Genomic DNA, 16,713 nt, shown 5'->3' with positions numbered 1-16,713 from the left:
GGGCGACCAGGGCAGCGCCTCGGCCACGGGCATCCAGGGCAGCGCCTCGGCCACGGGCGACCAGGGCAGCGCCTCGGCCACGGGCGACCAGGGCAGCGCCTCGGCCACGGGCATCCAGGGCAGCGCCTCGGCCACGGGCTACAAGGGCAGCGCCTCGGCCACGGGCAGAGAGGGCACGGCTCTGTCATTCCACTGCGCGGAGGCCGGAGACAAAGGCACCATCATCATCAAGTGGTGGGACGAGACGGCCGAAAGGTTCCGGGTGACGGTGGGTTACGTAGGCGAAGACGGAATTAAACCCAAGACCAAATACGTGCTCAACAAAGAGCATAAATTCGTGGAGGTCCAATAATGCGTAAGTGTGTGCGCGAACTGCCTGACATCGGGGACATCAAGGATGCCCTGGACCGTGCCATGGACGTATACGGGGACGGTGAAGGCCTCAACGCTAAAATCGGCATCGTAGACGTGGGTGGCGAAGGGTTGGACCTTCCCCCACTCCTCCCGTCCATCCAGTGCCGAGTGGGGTACTACCAGCATGGGAAGGAGTATTGGACCGGTGAGGGACGCACGTTTTCCGAGGCGTGGAAGTGCGAACCGGCGCGGACTGATGCTGAGGAGCATGAAAAGTCTGTGGCGAATGAATACGATGAGTAAAAGCGAAGCAGGGCCGAGGCTGAAAAAATGCGCGAGGCGGACAACCCATGACCGACGAATACGCAGAGCGTCTAGACGTTGCAAAGTCGCTTTTGCGCCATGCGGAAAACGAACTGAAATATGGATCAGTCCATGACGCGCTGGATACGGTCCGCATGGTGGAAAAGATACTCGTGAGGCAAAAAGAAATGCTCGAGGATAACTGTGGGTAAACGATACGAGGTCCATTACGTGAGCATACTTTTCGAAAACACGGAAGGGCCCATACCATCGTCCACATACGTAGACGAATTCCCCACGCGAAAAAGCGCGAAAGATTTCATCAAACGACGCCTTGAACTCACGGGATACGACCCCGAGGACTACACCATCATCGAGCGGGAGTGACTATGAGGGCCATCATCTACGCCGCGTTGATTTGGGTGCTAGTGTTTGGCCGCGTGGTTTTCGGAAAATAAAGGAGTAATAACGTGTCAAAGAAAAAAGTTTCGGCCGTTGTGCCGGATGGGCCTCAATCGCCCATTGTACGAGACGCCGAATATCAGATTACCATCGTTGAGACCGGAGAGGTTGTCACTATCCGAGGAAGGGACGCGTTCCTTGCTCTTCCTACGCTGGAGTCGAAGGCCACGGCGTACGCTCATCTGGTGGAGGCCATCAAAAAGTTGTCGGCCCTCAAGCGAGAATTGGACGTGCTCATGACTGCCGCCGCCGTTTCGGCGAGACCTGATCCGTCCAAAGTGGTGAACATTCCAACCGAAGTACCTGGCGTTACCGTGGAGCTGCCGTCCGGACTAAAAGACAAGACGCTGAGCAAAGGAGAGGTCGAGGCGTTCGCCAACGCGCTGTTGGAATACCCCGAAGCTAGAAACGAAATCATCGAAGAAATCCCGAACATCAAAAAAGTAGGGGTCAACAAGTGGAGGACCATCCCCGGGCCCGTGGCCGACCTCATCCTGAAAACATACGATCCACAACCCAAGACCGTCGAGATCAAAGTCAAGGAGTAACGCATGACATTTCAAAAAGCCGTCAAACGTCAGGCCAAATTAAAAGCCGCTGTTACCGGACCATCGGGCTCGGGAAAAACCCTTTCGGCTCTACTCATCGCGAAGGGTTTGGCGAACGGAGGAAAGATTGCCGTGGTGGACACGGAAAATAGGTCCGCTTCGCTTTACGCTGGACCGTTTGTTGTCGAAGGTAAAACGGTCAATTTGGATTTCGACACATGCGAAATCGAAGCACCGTTCACGGTCGAAAAGTACAAAAAGGCCCTGGACGAAGCCGTGTCTGACGGCTATTCGGTCGTGGTGATCGACAGCCTAACTCATGAGTGGGCTGGATCTGGTGGACTATTGGACCAAAAGGAACTCCTGGACCAACGCGGCAGGGGAAACACTTACACCAACTGGGCCACCATCACCAAACAACACGAAGCGTTCAAAGAGGCGCTTCTTCAAGCCGACATCCATGTCATCGCTACAATGAGATCAAAACAGGAGTACATCCTGCAAGACAAGGATGGAAAACAGGTTCCAAAAAAAGTCGGAATGTCTCCCATCCAGCGAGACGGAATGGAGTACGAATTCACGACCGTCATTGACATGGCAATGAACCACACGGCCGAGGTTTCAAAGGACCGAACTGGATTATTTGACGGAAAGATTTTTAAACCGTGCGAAGAAACCGGGGTGCAACTTCGAACGTGGCTGGAATCTGGAGAGGTTCAGCTTCCAAAGCCGTCTCCTGTTCCGTCTCAAAAAGATAATATACCGGCCCATGAAGGAAAGACAAAAACCGCATTTGAGAAGACGCAAGACGACGTAAAAAAACTCTTGAACTTGGGAGAAGAAATTCTTTCGGCTCTTCGGTCTAGGAACATGAAACAAAATGCAGCTATCTCATGGTGCGAGTCCAAGGGGTGGGATATTGAGGCAATCCGCCACGAGTTGGCTCTGGACATTACGACGACGCCCGAACAGTTGTCCGACCCGAGCATAAAATTCGGATGAAAACAAAGGAAAATTCATGAAGCCACAGACCGCCAAGGTGCTGAACTACATGATGTTTGAACCGAACGGAATTACACCGTTGAGCGCCCTGTCCAATTGCGGAACGTTCCGGCTGTCGGAGCGCATACGCGAGATCATGGCCGAGGGATTCAGAGTGGAAAAGGGCTGGTTCGAGACGTACAAAGGTGCGCGGGTTCGCCGGTACTACCTGACCAACCCGAGAGCCGAGGCGAGAAGGTTCCGAAGGATTTGCTCGGGGAGGAAATCATGAGCGACGGGAAAGCCGATGGGCCGTATTTAAATAGGGTCGAACCGGCTCCATGTTTTGATTTTGATGTTTCATACGTCGTTGGACCGAAGGTAAAGGTCAACGCTGAAAACATCGGCGTTGAACACCTTAATGCCGCCTGGCATTCCCGCGACGCCGAGGTGGACGCGCTCCGCCAGGAGAACGAGAGAATTAAAGCCGCAGGGTCCGACTTGCTTAACGCGATTGCGTATATCTCCGACCATTCGGATATTGGAACCGTTCCCGAAGAACTACAACGCTATTGCATTACACTACAACTCGCCCTCGCCCAACCCCAGGAGGTGAAGCCGTGAGCGAACCCTGCCAAAGATACACACACGATTCGGTTGGAGAGTACGTTCCGTGCCCGTTGGCCGATCCACGCGACCGCCTCTCGGCGCTGGTGGATGCGGCGGAGGTATTGAGATCGAAGTACTGCGAAACATGCGAACGAATCGGGTGCGGAAAGACCGAGGAGCATTGCCCGCAAGTGAAGGCCGTCGTGGACGCCATAAACAGGGCGAAGGGGGTGTGAGGTGGGATGTACAGGACACTACGATGAGCAGAAAAAGGTTTGGGTTGTTTGGTATTGGACCGTCGAACTTGAATTGTGCAAAACGGCATTTTTAACGTTCGAACCGATGTGGTGGTTCCGATACCACGACCACCAGGGCGACTAAATCAAGTTCGTGGAACCATTTAACAAAAGGAGCATAAAGATGAGCAAGATACCAGGGTGTCCTGGATGCGAGCGAGGAGAAGAGCCGGAGATTATTGATGAGGACGGCGTGCTTTCGAGTCTTTCGGGGAAACCGGGTAAGCCGGGGCACGGAATGGGCGATTATCACTGGCACTGCGACCACTACCTGCCAGGTTACAAAGAAAACGGTTGTGACCTATGCGGCCCTGCGCCAGAAATATGCGAATGCGGACATCCCGATTGGGCGCATGGTGAACACGACGAAGGCAGGGAATGCGATGGTGATGAGTACGAAGAGTGTGACTGCAAAGGTTTCCACAACGATTAACCAAGTCCCCGGTTGCGTGGTGTAGTGGGTCGGCGTGGAAGGACACGCGACAGATGCGGCGTTGATGAGCGCCCGCAATAGTGATGCCGGTTTCAACTCTATCATCAGGGGTTGAAACGTGCAGAGCGCCTCGGGTTCTGGCGGTGGTACCAGATAAGCCCCTGAAGTGGCTTTTGGGGCAGGACACACCAGATGGAATCTTACTAGAGGCATAGCCGTCTTGAAATAGCGGCACCCACCACACCTCGGAGCCGGAGAACGAAAGGAAATGAAAAAATGAGCGTAAACCAAGAAAAAACCACCAAGCAGCGCATCGAGGAATCCATGCTTGAACGCATCATTTCACGTTGCGAGTTGTTCAGCCTCACAACGCTGAATTGCGCGCAGGGAGAAAAGTTCCTCGTCGAGGGTGTAACCATTTCGGGGCGTGAGTTTCAGGAAAGCGGCCGGACCTTGCTTCAGACGCTGGTTTTGGCCGACGAGGCGACAAAGTGACCCTGGTACGACTCTCGCCCAACATGACGTGGAAAAAGTGTCCGCATTGCGGGATCCGGCTGCACATGGGTGATTATCGTCAACACCTGAAAACGGTCATCTTTGGGAATCCAAACCGTTGCTGTGGGTGCGCCGACCATCCTGGGCACGGTGAATTTTTGCGCCGACAGTTGCGTAAAAGAAACCTACCGGATTTCGTTTCTGACCACGCGCTTCCCGCCGGGACATCGAGGACCACGCGGGCTTGCCACAAGTTTTGAAATTGACATACACGACACGTTGAGATAAAAGGGATGCATAGCCCTGTCGCGGGGATCGATTAGAGCCGTGTTTCAACGCATGGCATTGTTCGTAGGGATGGGTTTCGGCCCATATTCCCAGCCCACCGAGGGCCGCGACAACGAACAATGCCAGGTGCCGGGACACGGCTTTTTGTTTCTCGATCAAGTGGAGGACGCATGAAATGGTTTCAACTCGACTCGGATTTTTATCGGAGGCCGGCAATCCGAGCCTTATTCGCCAAATATCAAAACCAAGGACGCGACCTAGTGCTATACGCCTGGGCGCAGATTGCCAGCCGTCTGGAAAACGGAGACGCATCATGTAGGCTGTACGATCCGATTGATCTGCTGGCGGCTGACACGGCCATACCTCCCGACCGTGTAGCCGGGATACTGCATATGGGGTGTGAACTGGAGTACGAGAGCATTAATGGCCGTCCTTTCCACGTTTTCGACCGGGACGCCAACCCACCATACCGATTCGGGGCGGATTTGATTTTTTACAAGATGGACAACGCCACCAGAAATAAAGAGTGGGCCCAGACACTTAGGTCCCAACGTAGACAATTCGAGTTTCAGGGTGGAACGGTAAACGGACCACTTGCAAGTGACTTGCAAGCAACTTGCAATGGTCTTGCACTACATACATACAGACCAACAGACAGACAGACATACCTACCTTTGGTCGAGAACGATAAACTGGTGGTAGGGGGCCCTGGCCCCGATCCAATGACCATCGATCACATCAAAGGCAAACACGAAGGACGGCACGTCGATGGGTGTCCAGTCTGTGAGATGAATAAGGTGGCAAAAAATGCGTAAAACTCTCGACGAAATAACGGAGGTTTTTGAGCCTGCCGTACTGTCAGACGGCAAGGTCCACATGTTTTACTCGATTCACCAAGGCGGAGACTTGCATAAGTTGGAACAGATGATTTTCGATCAAAAGCGATGGGCCAAGTACCACTCGCATCAGGGAGACTGAACTGTGAACGCCTACGATTCGATGAAATCCCTTGCGAGACGCAAGGAGAAGGTCGCAAAACTGAACGGGTACCACATGTGCCCAACACACAAAAAGTGGGTCAAGGGGAAGTGCAGGGCTTGCGAACTAAGCGAGAAAAGGTCTCGGGCTATAACGTGGGGGAATGCGTGAAAAAAGTGGAATATTACATGCACGACCCCGATTATCTATCGCATCCAGATTGGGTCACGGTTTGTACACATAAACGCATATCGGTTTGGAAATACTACTTCCTGATTTTAAAAGGATGGATGAAGTGAACTACCAAGAATTTATTGAATCCAAAAGCAAGACTAACTCCGTTGATGGAATAGAAGTGAAGTACATAAATAAAATTCTATTTGAATATCAGGCTGACTTGGTTCGTTGGTCTTTGAGGAAGGGACGTTCTGCTTTGTTTGCCGATACCGGACTTGGAAAGACACTTATGCAGGCCGAATGGGCAAAACACGTTTCCAGGTTTGGTCGAGTTTTGATTTTGGCTCCGTTGGCGGTGGCAGAGCAGACCGTAAGGGAATCAAAAGAAAAACTAGATATTCACATCACATACTGCCGAAAGGATGAAGGCCACTTAATAACAATTACGAACTATGAAATGCTTGAACACTTCAACCCGAAGGATTTTGTTGGGGTGGTTTTGGATGAGTCCTCGATCCTAAAATCATATTCGGGTAGAACAAGAAATGCGCTCATCGAGGCGTTTCAAATTACCCCTTATCGTTTGGCGTGTACGGCAACGCCATCACCCAACGATTATACGGAGCTTGGTAACCACTCAGAATTTTTGGGCGTGAAAACAAGAACCGAAATGCTGGCGGAATACTTCGTACATGACATGGATAACACCCAAGACTGGCGTTTAAAAGGTCATGCGGTGAAACCGTTCTGGCGTTGGGTGGCTTCTTGGGGTGCCATGTTGAAGCGTCCTTCCGACCTTGGTTATTCCGATGAAGGATTTAATCTTCCCGCATTGAACATCCACACTCGAATTATCGAAGTGGATCATCGGGATTTTTGGAAAGAGGGTTTTCTTTTTGCTCCTGACGTTAAAACACTATCGGACCAAAGGGCGACACGCAAGGCCACGGCGGATCAGCGCGTGAAAATAGCCGCTGAAATTGCCAACCAGAAAGGGACGTGCTTGGTTTGGTGTGAATTGAATGATGAGGCCGACGCCGTAGAAAATGCCATTAAGGACTCTGTTCAGGTCAAGGGTTCGGATTCGCTGGACGAAAAGAAAGAGCGCTTACTTGGTTTCACCAACGGGGATATTCGTGTGTTGGTTTCCAAGGTTTCGATTTGCGGTTTTGGCATGAACTGGCAGAAGTGCAACCGAATGATTTTCATGGGTGCATCCCACAGCTACGAACAGACCTACCAAGCTATACGTCGTTGCTGGAGGTTTGGGCAAAAGAAACCCGTGGATGTTTATGTTATCTGCGCCGAAACGGAAACGGCCATCATGGAAAATTTCAAACGAAAGGAAGCCGACGCAACGCACATGGCCGAGGAAATGGTGGGCATGGTTAAAGAGCAGTTGATGCAAGAGATTCGAGGATCATCAAAAGAGTGGAACGACTACCAGCCAAAAGTCGAAATGTTTATTCCTGAATGGATTGGGGTGGACGCATGATTTAATATCATGTATAATGCCATAACAAGTGAGGTAAAAAAATGAACAAGCGTAAAATAATTGGGAAGAAACACCCAAACTTCTTAACTGGAAAATCAATAGATGCAAACGGATACGTAATTCTTTCTTCTAAGATTTGGGGAGAAAATATAAATAGAAGAGAGCATAGAGTCGTTATGGAAGAAAAAATCGGAAGAAAACTAAGGCCTGATGAAATTGTGCATCACAAGAACGAAAACAAATCGGATAACAGACCTGAGAATTTATCTCTAGAAACAAGAAGAAGCCACAATAGAGCGCATGGAAAGGGAGGGTATGCTATTTGCTCTTCATGCGGTAAAGAAAGATGGTATGTCCCGGCTTTATTGAAAAAAATAAAACCTGGATACAAATGCGGTAAGTGTTACCACCGAAAGGCAAAATCATGAAAGTCTTGGATCAATTCGAATCAAAGAGGTTTGTAATATATCAAGCGGATTGCATGGACGTAGTAAAAGGACTTCCTGACGCGAGTATCCATTATACGATTTTCAGCCCTCCATTCGCGTCCCTTTACACCTACAGCGCAAGCGCCAGGGACATGGGTAATTGCAAAGACATGGGTGAGTTTTCGGAGCACTTCCGGCATTTGGTACCGGAGCTTTACCGAGTGACAAAGCCCGGAAGGCTTTTGTCTTTCCACTGTATGTTGCTCCCAACCTCAAAGCAGAACGATGGGTTTATAGGGTTGCGAGACTTCCGGGGAGAACTAATCCGTCAGTTTGTGGATGCTGGATTCATCCACCATTCCGAGGTAGTCATCTGGAAAGATCCAGTTACGGCAATGCAGAGAACAAAGGCGCTTGGTTTATTGCACAAGACCATTCGCAAGGATTCAAGCATGAGCCGACAAGGCATACCGGACTATCTCATCACGATGAGAAAACCGGGAGATAACACGGAGCGGATTTCCCACACTCCCGAAGAATTTCCCGTGTCGCTTTGGCAACAATACGCCTCTCCGATCTGGAGCGACATTAACCCGTCGGATACTTTGCAGTATCGGAGCGCTCGGGAGAATGAAGACGAAAAACACATCTGCCCGTTACAACTTCAAGTCATTCGGAGGGCGTTGAAACTATGGACGAATCCGGGAGATACAGTCCTTAGCCCGTTCGCCGGGATCGGTTCAGAGGGTTACGTCGCATTGCAGGAAGGGCGAAAATTTGTAGGCGTAGAATTAAAGAAATCGTACTACGAACAAGCAAAGCGAAACCTGGAACAAGTTGAAGACCCCGCGCAAATGGAGATCGAATGAATAATTCCGCAGGGGGTCCTGCTGTGAAGTTTGCGACATTTTGCTCCGGCATCGGGGCCCCGGAAAAGGCGTGGAAGGGTTTGGGGTGGGAACAGGTGTTCTCCTCCGAGATTGAGCCGTTCCCGTGCGCGGTGATGAAGCACCACTACCCGGGCGTGCCCAACCACGGGGACATGAACAATTTCAAGGAGTGGGGATATGGACCAGGATCAGTTGACTTGCTTTGCGGAGGAACACCCTGTCAATCCTTCAGCGTTGCAGGACTCCGAAAAGGACTGGATGACCCGCGTGGTAACCTGGCCCTCGTCTATCTTGCGGCTATTGACCGAATGCGCCCCAGTTGGGTGGTCTGGGAGAACGTCCCCGGCGTCCTGTCGGTTGACGGAGGACGGGCTTTTGGAGCCTTCCTCGGAGGGCTGGCACAACTCGGGTATGGGTGGGCCTACCGAGTGCTGGACGCTCAATACTTTGGAGTACCACAGCGGCGCCGTCGTGTGTTCGTTGTCGGACATCTTGGAGACGTGGGACGACCCGCGCACAAGGGCCAGATTCAAAACAGAAGAGGATTTTTTAACCTACCTGCTGCCGTACTTTTTGAGCGCCACAGCCTGTCGGGGAATCCTCCGCCGAGCCGCGCGCCGGGGCAAGGAGCTACCCACGACACTGCGCCGTGCATTGGAGCAAGTGGCCGAGGGTTCGAGCGTGCCGGAGAAACGCGAGGGCAAGACCCGGTAGTGGCGTTTGATGCGGCCCAAATAACCAGCAAAACCAACCGTTCAAAAGCCGAGCCCGGTATTCCGGCCGGAACTATGTCTAAGGGGAGTTCTCTACACGTTGCATTCGACATGCGGAACGGAATTGAGCGCGAAACTACCCAGACCCTTCAATCCCACCACCACGGGGTTTCGGCCAACACCGTGCCGCATGTGGCGATGACGTTGAATGCCCATCCATCCAAAAGATACGACGCCGAATCAGAAACGATGGTGTGCCACAGTCTAAAGGCCCGATACGACGGGAGCGAGGACGGGACGGGGCGCGGAGTGCCGTTGGTGGCCCCCACCCTGCGCGCGATGCCAAACCAAGGGCCCGGGCGAATGGCTGACGATGCGGCGGCGATGGGTATGGTGCGCCGGCTGACGCCGCGCGAGTGCGAGAGACTTCAGGGATTCCCCGACGACTACACGCTGATCCCGTACCCCAGAAATCCAGCCAAGGACGGGCCGCGCTACAAGGCGCTGGGGAACAGCATGGCGGTACCGGTGGTTGAATGGCTGGGGCAGCGCATAGAGATGGTCAACAACTGGAGGAATGTATAAAAATGAAACTCCTAAAATCAGCTTTGGACCGTTGGGGGATAGAATCGCAGATGGACATGCTCCAGGAGGAGTGCGCCGAGTTGATCGTGGCCGTGAACAAGGTCAAGAGGCGCAAGGGTGACGCGATTCCGAACTTTCTTGAGGAGATTGCAGACGTTGAAATCATGATCGCGCAGATGAGGGAGTATTGGGGCAACGAGAAGATAGACGATTGGAAGAAGGAAAAACTTCGCAGACTGGGGGAGCTACTGAAATGAAAAAACCAATCAAAGTTTTTTGGAGTGAGTTGGGACAAAGGTTTTATGCATCCGACCGTTATAAAATCATAGGTGACCATGTAGTAATAACTGGAGAAAAATTTGACGTAACTAATGATATAGGACAAGCCATTGAAAAATATTCAATAACATTTAAACCGGTTTTTAAGGATGAAAAATGAAACGCGCACTAGGTCGCCTATATTCCCCGACCGCTCCCCGAGCCTCCAACGTCGTGGAAAAGATCGGCGGGAAAGGCAAGAATACGGTTTGCCCAACGGAACACGTCGAGCAATCCCGAGTTGTCTCGTGGTGCCGAGCGCAGTACGGACCCAAGTCCATTTTCGCCATTCCTAACACCGGGAAAATGTCCTACGGAGCGGTTAACCATTTCAGGACCGAGGGACGGTCCAGCGGAGTTCCCGACCTGTTTATACCTGGTCGGCACGGAATTTTCCTGGGGCTGTTTATTGAGATGAAGCGAGAGCGCGGGGGAGTTACGTCGCAGGAACAGGCCGAATGGATCGAGGCGTTGAAGCTGGCTGGGTATTACGCCTGCGTTTGCAGAGGATTCGATGAGGCGGTGCGAGTTATTTCAGAGTACAAAAAGGTCGGTCTATGACCGGCGTCATTAACTGAATTGGCAAAAGAAAGTAAAATTTTGGAACGGAGGGCGTCATGAGCGACGGGAAATCGGCAGAGGGGCCGTACAAAATTGAAAAGCACCCAAACAGAAAACCCGGTGATGCTCGTGATTTTGGGTTCATCACGTGCGGACCTAACGGGTGGGAATATAGTGTGAAAAGAGAACCAAGAACGAGAGTCGCGGCCGAAATAGAGTGCCATTGTCTTAATTCGGCATGGCACTCGCGCGACGCCGAGGTGGACGCGCTCCGCAAAGAGAACGAGAGGTTGCGGGAGCTATGTGAGGACATTGTAGAAGCATGGAGATGGAAAAACGACAATCCGTATCCAGGAATTACGGATGAAACTTTTGGGGATCGAATTACAAAACTGAGGAAAGCCATCGCCCAAACCCAACCCCAGGGGACCCAGGAGGTGAAGCCGTGAACGGAGAGCCAGGAGACGGAGCAATCGGCAACTCAAGCCAAGAGCCCGATTCAATCAGCACGATGAACCGAAAGAACCTGCGTTCGTATTGCAGGACTCAAGAAAAAATAGTGTTCCGCGCTCACATGGAAATAGCCGACCTCCGCGCCCTCCTCTCGGCGCTGGTGGAGGCGGCGGAGGTGTTGAGATCGAAGTACTGCGAAACATGCGAACGAATCGGGTGCGGAAAGACCGAGGAGCATTGCCCGCAAGTGAAGGCCGTCGTGGACGCCATCAACCGGGAGAAGGGGGTGGAGTGATGGACCTGTACGAATACCTTGAATTGAAGGGCGAGGGTGCGAGGGAAGCCGAGTCGATCCGCATGGAGCAGATGGAGCGCAGGCAATTCGACATGGTTCAGTTTGCGAATGGGCTCCTGCAGGACCACGCAGATTCAACTAAGAAAGAGGTGGAGTGATGGAAGATCGTCCGTTTGATGGACCGTGGGATTTCTCGCGCGAACCTGTTTTTCTGGACGGTTTTTACTGGGTTCCTACGTGCATCATCGAGTATTCGTGGGGCACAGGCGAAGGAGTGTCGAGGTTTGATCCGATGCGCTGGTTCCGATATCACGACCACCAGGGCGACTAACACGAGCGGGAAAGGGTGGATGTAATGGCTAAGCGATACTTTCTCTCGATCCTAGAATGCACGCAGCATAAGTTCAAGGCCATCTCGATCCAAGAGGACGATGGCCCCATGACTTGTGGGAGTGGGTACAGGGTCACCGGATCCAAATGCTGCGGATGTTGGGATAAACACACCAACTTTTTTCTAAGCCCTAGCGCATGGAAAGAGCTGTCGAAGCGGTCCACCGCCATCTCGGATGAGTTGGAAGCGGAGCCGGGGAACGAAAGGAACGATGAATGAATCAGGACCCGAAGGACTTGCTGGAAGCTGCGCACTTGGTACTGGACATTGAGGGCCTGACCGAGGAGGACGCGAAACTCGCCATTGAACTGGCTCGAAGGATCGCGGCCAGGAGTTTCGCCAGGGGATTCAGGGAAGGCGAGAAATCCGAGAGGGACGAATAAATTGAAAAACCAACGCATCCCTGACGAGATGAGGACACGGATCAAAGAGTATTCCGATGTCCACGGCAAGGGTGCGGCGGCGAAGCGGTTTGGAGTGTCGGTGCAGTTCGTGTACGGGTTGTTCAAGGACAAGGGGTTCGTGGCCGAGAAGATATCGGCCCCCACTGTTCCGGCGAAGTTTTCAGAAGAATACATCCTCGGGATAGGCAAGAGCGCCTGCAACGTGCAGAGTCTCCAGCCGGGGGAACTTTTGGCGATCATCTCGACCATGCCGTCGATCTGCCATGAGCTCGTGGAACTTCGACGGTTAGTGGCTAGGTTAAAAAGGAATCCGTCCGAGATCGAGAAGATGGTGGTCGTGGTGAAAGCACGCGAGAACGCGCAAAAAGCAGTAAAGCGTCGAGGTGGTTGGAATGCCAAAGAGTGGTGAAGGAAAGAAGAACCGCCGGAATCACGTCAAGGTGTGGCACGAGCAGATGAAGCGTGAAGTTTGCGAGAGATGCAGAGAGTGGTGGCCGACCGGGTCCTGCCCTGGGACGCCCGAAGAGCAGAGGGCGGAATTAAAACCGAAAAGGATTGGGAGGCCGAGAAATGACTCTGGAAATACATATACCAACCCTTGAGACGGTCCTGTGCATCCTGGGGGCGTGGAGCATCGCGGGGCCGTTCTCGGTGGTGTTGTTCACCGACCCGCACAAGACGGTCAAGGAACACGGCTTATCGGTGGCGCTTACCGGAGTCATCGTGTGCGGTCCTGCCCTTTGGTTCGCGTTGGCGGCGTATTTCCTACGCGCCTGGTGGGTGAAGCGTCCATGACCCCGCTCACCTTCCGACCCACGAAGAACAAGAAGACGGGGATAGGGATGGAGCGCGACCCGAACGCCAAGCCCTACGAGATGAATCGGTCCAGGTTGAAGCCGGTGTCCAAGAAGCAAAGGAAGCGGACGATGGAACTCAAGGACAAATTGACCATCCTGTTCACCAAGCAGGTCGAACTGTACGGATCGCCACGGTGCGAAGCGGGGTTCCAGTTGCAGGACAAGAAGTGTATGGGCGACCTCTGCGCGGACCATATCGTCCCTAGGTCAAGTCATCCGGAGAACGTGGACGGATTCGAGAACCTTCAAGTCCTGTGTGGATACCACAACACAACCTTCAAGGGGAGCCGTTCGGGACCGTCGTGGGACTTCCGGTCGCAAAAGATGCGCGAGGCGTGCCGGTTGCTGGACCAGGAAGACGTGAGGCCGTGCGGGTTCGGTTCGGAGTGCCAGGACGAAGGACAGGAGCCCGAAGAATGAGCGCGAAAACCGTTCCAGACGTGCAACGCCTGTTCATATCGGAACACCTGTTCATGGAGGTGTGTGGACTCGCGGAACACATGCGCGAGATGGGCGAACCGGCGCCGGTGTCTATCGGGATGCCAGTGGCAAACGCGAAGGGCCTGGTGGTACTGAGCGGGTACACATCAGCCCTGTACGCCGACCTGTACCACGGATGGAACTCGGTGAGCCGCAAGGCCATGGCGGACGGAGCGCGCGAGATAACGGAAACCCTATGGTTCAATGACCGCGCGTGGTTCAACATGCCGCAGGGGGTCCTGCTGTGAAGTTTGCTACCTTTTGCTCCGGCATCGGGGCCCCAGAAAAGGCGTTCACCGTGGACACGCACCAAGACCAAGACCTATACCATAACGGATGCGTGCGCCGGCTGACGCCGCGCGAGTGGGAGAGACTTCAGGGATTTCCCGACGACTACACACTGATCCCATACCCCAGAAAGCCAGCCAAGGACGGTCCGAGATACAAGTCCCTGGGGAACAGCATGGCGGTACCGGTAGTTCAGTGGCTGGGGCAGCGCATAGAGATGGTCAACAACTGGAGGGCGTCATGAACGACGGGAAAGCCGATGGGCCGTACAGATTTGAAAAAATTGAGCAATGCGAACGCAACGAAGACGTTGAAGAGGCACTGTTCGGACCCGGGGCTGATAGGTGCGACTACGAAAACGCCGATACGGATTACCTGCTTAACTTTGGTTTCATAGAAGGCGTATCCTCCCGCGACGCCGAGGTGGCCGCGCTCAAGGCCAAGGTAAATAGTTTGGAGAAGGGCATCTCGTTTGCTATGAGTAAGTTGATATTTCCCGAATGTGGTGGAAAGCATGGAGACATTTATTCAGCGCTTCAAATCTCGCTAAATACGGGAGGGATTTATTCTAAGGAGGCGAAGCCGTGAGTGACAAAGGACCCGTTCCGGTGAGCCAGCAAGTGGGAGAACTCAACCGACAGTGTCTAATGTGTGATGTCCGCGCCCGCCTCTCGGCGCTGGTGGAGGCGGCGGAGAAGGTCGCTCCGAGGTGCTGTATTTGTGGAAAACCAGCTTGTATGTCTAGGATGGAATCTGAACTTTATATGTGCAAGGAATGCTACAAGCGAGAAGAAAAACACATACCGGATAGGGAATTTGATTCCAAGGCCCAAGCGCTCTGGGACGCCCTAAATCGGGCGAAGGGGGTGTGAGATGATTGTTACAGTAATGGGGTTCTCGAATGGGCAGAGGTAATAAACCGAAGGTTTGTGTTTTTCAACTACAAGCGCTGTGCCGCATACCACGCCCACCAGGGCGACTAACACGAGTGGGAAAGGGAGGACGGGATGCCGAAGCGGAAACGAATGATGAAGTGCGAGCAAGGTGGAACGACTCGGTGCCTGAAATGCCCGCACGAAGGGATTCACGCAGAGAAGAAAACCTGTAAGCGCCCGAGTTATTGCTGGGAAGCGGATACCTGGTGCGAGTGCAAGCCGGTCGAGAAGTAACCCTGTCCCCGGTTACGGGGTGTGGTGTGGCGGCGTGGCATAACCTCAACCACCTTGGAACTATAAAAGTCGCATCAGGTGTAAGATGCTAGAAAGGGGAAAGACATGCAAATAACGGTCGAAGGCATACCAAACCTCACGAAGAACATCGCGCACTTGTCGCAGTTCCGAGACCAGATACCCTATGCCATTAGCCGAGCCGGAAACGCGCTCTTGTGGGAAGTGCGAACCAACACCGTGGAAGTGCTGGCGCAAGAACGGTTTAACATCAGAAAGCGCAACTTTTTGACGAGCCGGGACACCGGGTTTAACGTGGATTCCATGAACAAGCGCAACCTCGTGGGCCGCGTGGGTTCGCCTGATGAGCGGTGGGCAATACACGAATACGGGGGAATCAAGAAGCCCAAAGGCAGGAACATCGCCATCCCCCAACGCGAGGAGATCGGCGTGGACCTAGCCTCCATCATCCCCAAGAGCAAGCGCCCGAAGGCCCTATTGGGCAGGGCCAGGACGTTCATCCAGACCATGCCAAGCGGCAAGACGGGCATCTGGCAACGTACCGGGAATGCCCGGAGACCCATCCGTTTGCTATACGCCTTCGGGAAACAGGCCACCATCAGGGCCATGTTCGGATTCACAGCCAACGCCAAGGACATCGTCGAGAAGAAGTACACAAGGTTTTTCGGGGAAGAACTGGCTAAGGCCATCGCAACCAGGAAGTAGGGCATCAGATACACCTCTCCCTCGCTCAACACCCTGGGGAGACAGAATGGACGGGAGCGGCCAACGAGAGAAAACGTTACTTTCCTGTCCGCATAGAGGGGAATGAGCCGTTAAGTACGACGAGATGTGGAGATTCCAAAGAGATTCCGTCAATTCCTAAGGAGTACCCAGTGGAGATCAACGAGCCTTGGAAAGACCTAGACCTATCGAAGAAGACCGCTTTGTGCATGCAGTTGTTTGGTTATCCAGGGTGGAAGGGAGCATTGGAAATGATGGACGAATACGTGACCATGCGTTCGATGTGGGGAATCGAGGATAAGAAGATCATGTTCTCTAACCCTGCGCTTGGTGTATCCCATCCCCTAGACCAAACACTTGTCCGTCCTGTTCAAAGTGGTATGGAGCGTGTACTCGAATGCCCTGACTGCCCACCCGACACTGTACTCATGGGTAGTGTGAAGCGTGACCCACTCACACAGGAGATACATGTGACAAGTGCAGTTAGTATCAAGAACATAGGGCAATCACAAGAAGACTCAGTCATTGAGGAAATAGCTCCAGAATGTATGGCGTCGGGACATCTGGTCTTAGATAACCAGGAACAATGCGTAAGGTGTGGAGCAAAGGAAAATAAACAATGACCGGACACACACGGACCCGCGAACAAGCAAGACAACCATTCATCCTCACAGACTTTCACGGGTCCTTCCCACACATCTGAAAGCGGGTAACTCGCGAT

At 53.0% G+C, this 16,713-nt stretch carries 28 protein-coding genes and 1 pseudogene; all 29 read left to right on the top strand.

The features are described from left to right. On the top strand, window positions 1-352 hold a 352-nt coding region (locus M0R80_26225; GenBank protein ID MCK9463135.1), incomplete at its 5' end, for a hypothetical protein. Next, window positions 352-657 carry a hypothetical protein gene (locus M0R80_26220; protein ID MCK9463134.1) on the top strand — a complete coding sequence of 102 codons (306 nt, stop codon included), beginning with the start codon at window positions 352-354 and terminating at the stop codon, window positions 655-657. The genes M0R80_26225 and M0R80_26220, both read left to right, overlap by 1 nt. Window positions 658-704: 47 nt before the next feature. Continuing rightward, a complete protein-coding gene (locus M0R80_26215; protein MCK9463133.1) occupies window positions 705-869 on the top strand; it encodes a hypothetical protein in 165 nt (54 codons plus the stop codon). 258 nt (window positions 870-1,127) lie between these two features. Beyond that, window positions 1,128-1,667 carry a hypothetical protein gene (locus M0R80_26210; GenBank protein MCK9463132.1) on the top strand — a complete coding sequence of 180 codons (540 nt, stop codon included), beginning with the start codon at window positions 1,128-1,130 and terminating at the stop codon, window positions 1,665-1,667. Window positions 1,668-1,670: 3 nt separating this feature from the next. Next, entirely contained in the window at window positions 1,671-2,669 is a 999-nt protein-coding gene (locus tag M0R80_26205) for an ATP-binding protein (protein ID MCK9463131.1), read from the top strand. A 16-nt stretch (window positions 2,670-2,685) separates the two neighbouring features. Then, the gene (locus M0R80_26200; GenBank protein MCK9463130.1) at window positions 2,686-2,940 is read left to right on the top strand and encodes a hypothetical protein; all 255 of its coding nucleotides are present in this window, start codon (window positions 2,686-2,688) and stop codon (window positions 2,938-2,940) included. Continuing rightward, entirely contained in the window at window positions 2,937-3,272 is a 336-nt protein-coding gene (locus M0R80_26195; protein ID MCK9463129.1) for a hypothetical protein, read from the top strand. Before M0R80_26200 ends, M0R80_26195 begins: the two co-directional genes overlap by 4 nt. Next, window positions 3,269-3,493 carry a hypothetical protein gene (locus tag M0R80_26190; GenBank protein MCK9463128.1) on the top strand — a complete coding sequence of 75 codons (225 nt, stop codon included), beginning with the start codon at window positions 3,269-3,271 and terminating at the stop codon, window positions 3,491-3,493. The genes M0R80_26195 and M0R80_26190 overlap by 4 nt, the downstream gene beginning before the upstream one ends. 184 nt (window positions 3,494-3,677) lie before the next feature. Further along, window positions 3,678-3,986, top strand: coding sequence for a hypothetical protein (locus M0R80_26185; protein MCK9463127.1), 309 nt, complete (start codon window positions 3,678-3,680; stop codon window positions 3,984-3,986). Window positions 3,987-4,262: 276 nt separating this feature from the next. Next, a complete protein-coding gene (locus M0R80_26180; protein ID MCK9463126.1) occupies window positions 4,263-4,481 on the top strand; it encodes a hypothetical protein in 219 nt (72 codons plus the stop codon). A 1,552-nt stretch (window positions 4,482-6,033) separates the two neighbouring features. After that, window positions 6,034-7,419 carry a helicase gene (locus tag M0R80_26175; GenBank protein MCK9463125.1) on the top strand — a complete coding sequence of 462 codons (1,386 nt, stop codon included), beginning with the start codon at window positions 6,034-6,036 and terminating at the stop codon, window positions 7,417-7,419. Between the two features lie 41 nt (window positions 7,420-7,460). Next, complete coding sequence (locus M0R80_26170) at window positions 7,461-7,847, top strand: HNH endonuclease (GenBank protein ID MCK9463124.1); 387 nt, start codon at window positions 7,461-7,463, stop codon at window positions 7,845-7,847. Continuing rightward, window positions 7,844-8,716: a site-specific DNA-methyltransferase gene (locus tag M0R80_26165; GenBank protein MCK9463123.1), complete on the top strand. Its 873-nt coding sequence runs from the start codon at window positions 7,844-7,846 to the stop codon at window positions 8,714-8,716. Before M0R80_26170 ends, M0R80_26165 begins: the two co-directional genes overlap by 4 nt. Beyond that, window positions 8,713-10,035 carry a DNA cytosine methyltransferase gene (locus tag M0R80_26160; protein ID MCK9463122.1) on the top strand — a complete coding sequence of 441 codons (1,323 nt, stop codon included), beginning with the start codon at window positions 8,713-8,715 and terminating at the stop codon, window positions 10,033-10,035. The genes M0R80_26165 and M0R80_26160 overlap by 4 nt, the downstream gene beginning before the upstream one ends. A gap of 2 nt (window positions 10,036-10,037) precedes the next feature. Further along, the gene (locus M0R80_26155; GenBank protein ID MCK9463121.1) at window positions 10,038-10,292 is read left to right on the top strand and encodes a hypothetical protein; all 255 of its coding nucleotides are present in this window, start codon (window positions 10,038-10,040) and stop codon (window positions 10,290-10,292) included. Further along, complete coding sequence (locus tag M0R80_26150) at window positions 10,289-10,474, top strand: hypothetical protein (protein MCK9463120.1); 186 nt, start codon at window positions 10,289-10,291, stop codon at window positions 10,472-10,474. Before M0R80_26155 ends, M0R80_26150 begins: the two co-directional genes overlap by 4 nt. 53 nt (window positions 10,475-10,527) lie before the next feature. Continuing rightward, window positions 10,528-10,914: a VRR-NUC domain-containing protein gene (locus M0R80_26145; GenBank protein MCK9463119.1), complete on the top strand. Its 387-nt coding sequence runs from the start codon at window positions 10,528-10,530 to the stop codon at window positions 10,912-10,914. Window positions 10,915-10,970: 56 nt separating this feature from the next. Continuing rightward, window positions 10,971-11,363 (top strand): hypothetical protein, encoded by a 393-nt coding sequence (locus M0R80_26140; protein ID MCK9463118.1) that lies wholly within the window; start codon window positions 10,971-10,973, stop codon window positions 11,361-11,363. Further along, the gene (locus M0R80_26135) at window positions 11,360-11,662 is read left to right on the top strand and encodes a hypothetical protein (protein MCK9463117.1); all 303 of its coding nucleotides are present in this window, start codon (window positions 11,360-11,362) and stop codon (window positions 11,660-11,662) included. Before M0R80_26140 ends, M0R80_26135 begins: the two co-directional genes overlap by 4 nt. Next, entirely contained in the window at window positions 11,662-11,820 is a 159-nt protein-coding gene (locus tag M0R80_26130; GenBank protein MCK9463116.1) for a hypothetical protein, read from the top strand. Before M0R80_26135 ends, M0R80_26130 begins: the two co-directional genes overlap by 1 nt. A 448-nt stretch (window positions 11,821-12,268) precedes the next feature. Then, the gene (locus tag M0R80_26125; protein ID MCK9463115.1) at window positions 12,269-12,436 is read left to right on the top strand and encodes a hypothetical protein; all 168 of its coding nucleotides are present in this window, start codon (window positions 12,269-12,271) and stop codon (window positions 12,434-12,436) included. Between the two features lie 28 nt (window positions 12,437-12,464). Further along, the gene (locus M0R80_26120; protein ID MCK9463114.1) at window positions 12,465-12,866 is read left to right on the top strand and encodes a hypothetical protein; all 402 of its coding nucleotides are present in this window, start codon (window positions 12,465-12,467) and stop codon (window positions 12,864-12,866) included. Window positions 12,867-13,027: 161 nt separating this feature from the next. Beyond that, window positions 13,028-13,252 (top strand): hypothetical protein, encoded by a 225-nt coding sequence (locus tag M0R80_26115; protein MCK9463113.1) that lies wholly within the window; start codon window positions 13,028-13,030, stop codon window positions 13,250-13,252. Then, the gene (locus M0R80_26110; protein MCK9463112.1) at window positions 13,249-13,734 is read left to right on the top strand and encodes a hypothetical protein; all 486 of its coding nucleotides are present in this window, start codon (window positions 13,249-13,251) and stop codon (window positions 13,732-13,734) included. Before M0R80_26115 ends, M0R80_26110 begins: the two co-directional genes overlap by 4 nt. After that, window positions 13,731-14,042, top strand: a complete 312-nt coding sequence (locus tag M0R80_26105; GenBank protein ID MCK9463111.1) for a hypothetical protein — start codon at window positions 13,731-13,733, stop codon at window positions 14,040-14,042. The genes M0R80_26110 and M0R80_26105 overlap by 4 nt, the downstream gene beginning before the upstream one ends. 92 nt (window positions 14,043-14,134) lie before the next feature. After that, window positions 14,135-14,326: pseudogene (locus M0R80_26100) on the top strand (DNA cytosine methyltransferase). Beyond that, a complete protein-coding gene (locus M0R80_26095; protein ID MCK9463110.1) occupies window positions 14,323-14,670 on the top strand; it encodes a hypothetical protein in 348 nt (115 codons plus the stop codon). Before M0R80_26100 ends, M0R80_26095 begins: the two are co-directional and overlap by 4 nt. 686 nt (window positions 14,671-15,356) lie before the next feature. Then, on the top strand, window positions 15,357-15,974 hold the full coding sequence (locus M0R80_26090) for a hypothetical protein (GenBank protein ID MCK9463109.1): 618 nt from the start codon (window positions 15,357-15,359) through the stop codon (window positions 15,972-15,974). A gap of 170 nt (window positions 15,975-16,144) precedes the next feature. Then, window positions 16,145-16,615 (top strand): hypothetical protein, encoded by a 471-nt coding sequence (locus M0R80_26085; GenBank protein ID MCK9463108.1) that lies wholly within the window; start codon window positions 16,145-16,147, stop codon window positions 16,613-16,615. Window positions 16,616-16,713 lie beyond the last annotated feature (98 nt).

It is taken from the genome of Pseudomonadota bacterium (assembly GCA_023229365.1).
Lineage (GTDB): Bacteria > Myxococcota_A > Polyangia > JAAYKL01 > JAAYKL01 > JALNZK01.
The sequence above is the reverse complement of the archived record's forward strand: the minus strand, read 5'-3'. Positions and strand labels throughout refer to the sequence as shown.

Excerpts from the sequence above, each read along its gene's own strand:
- M0R80_26220 (MCK9463134.1), top strand. The coding sequence starts at position 352 with ATGCGTAAGTGTGTGCGCGAACTGCCTGACATCGGGGACATCAAGGAT.
- M0R80_26215 (MCK9463133.1), top strand. The coding sequence starts at position 705 with ATGACCGACGAATACGCAGAGCGTCTAGACGTTGCAAAGTCGCTTTTG.
- M0R80_26205 (MCK9463131.1), top strand. The coding sequence starts at position 1,671 with ATGACATTTCAAAAAGCCGTCAAACGTCAGGCCAAATTAAAAGCCGCT.
- M0R80_26200 (MCK9463130.1), top strand. The coding sequence starts at position 2,686 with ATGAAGCCACAGACCGCCAAGGTGCTGAACTACATGATGTTTGAACCG.
- M0R80_26195 (MCK9463129.1), top strand. The coding sequence starts at position 2,937 with ATGAGCGACGGGAAAGCCGATGGGCCGTATTTAAATAGGGTCGAACCG.
- M0R80_26185 (MCK9463127.1), top strand. The coding sequence starts at position 3,678 with ATGAGCAAGATACCAGGGTGTCCTGGATGCGAGCGAGGAGAAGAGCCG.
- M0R80_26180 (MCK9463126.1), top strand. The coding sequence starts at position 4,263 with ATGAGCGTAAACCAAGAAAAAACCACCAAGCAGCGCATCGAGGAATCC.
- M0R80_26175 (MCK9463125.1), top strand. The coding sequence starts at position 6,034 with ATGGATGAAGTGAACTACCAAGAATTTATTGAATCCAAAAGCAAGACT.
- M0R80_26170 (MCK9463124.1), top strand. The coding sequence starts at position 7,461 with ATGAACAAGCGTAAAATAATTGGGAAGAAACACCCAAACTTCTTAACT.
- M0R80_26165 (MCK9463123.1), top strand. The coding sequence starts at position 7,844 with ATGAAAGTCTTGGATCAATTCGAATCAAAGAGGTTTGTAATATATCAA.
- M0R80_26160 (MCK9463122.1), top strand. The coding sequence starts at position 8,713 with ATGAATAATTCCGCAGGGGGTCCTGCTGTGAAGTTTGCGACATTTTGC.
- M0R80_26155 (MCK9463121.1), top strand. The coding sequence starts at position 10,038 with ATGAAACTCCTAAAATCAGCTTTGGACCGTTGGGGGATAGAATCGCAG.
- M0R80_26150 (MCK9463120.1), top strand. The coding sequence starts at position 10,289 with ATGAAAAAACCAATCAAAGTTTTTTGGAGTGAGTTGGGACAAAGGTTT.
- M0R80_26140 (MCK9463118.1), top strand. The coding sequence starts at position 10,971 with ATGAGCGACGGGAAATCGGCAGAGGGGCCGTACAAAATTGAAAAGCAC.
- M0R80_26130 (MCK9463116.1), top strand. The coding sequence starts at position 11,662 with ATGGACCTGTACGAATACCTTGAATTGAAGGGCGAGGGTGCGAGGGAA.
- M0R80_26125 (MCK9463115.1), top strand. The coding sequence starts at position 12,269 with ATGAATCAGGACCCGAAGGACTTGCTGGAAGCTGCGCACTTGGTACTG.
- M0R80_26120 (MCK9463114.1), top strand. The coding sequence starts at position 12,465 with ATGAGGACACGGATCAAAGAGTATTCCGATGTCCACGGCAAGGGTGCG.
- M0R80_26115 (MCK9463113.1), top strand. The coding sequence starts at position 13,028 with ATGACTCTGGAAATACATATACCAACCCTTGAGACGGTCCTGTGCATC.
- M0R80_26110 (MCK9463112.1), top strand. The coding sequence starts at position 13,249 with ATGACCCCGCTCACCTTCCGACCCACGAAGAACAAGAAGACGGGGATA.
- M0R80_26105 (MCK9463111.1), top strand. The coding sequence starts at position 13,731 with ATGAGCGCGAAAACCGTTCCAGACGTGCAACGCCTGTTCATATCGGAA.
- M0R80_26095 (MCK9463110.1), top strand. The coding sequence starts at position 14,323 with ATGAACGACGGGAAAGCCGATGGGCCGTACAGATTTGAAAAAATTGAG.
- M0R80_26090 (MCK9463109.1), top strand. The coding sequence starts at position 15,357 with ATGCAAATAACGGTCGAAGGCATACCAAACCTCACGAAGAACATCGCG.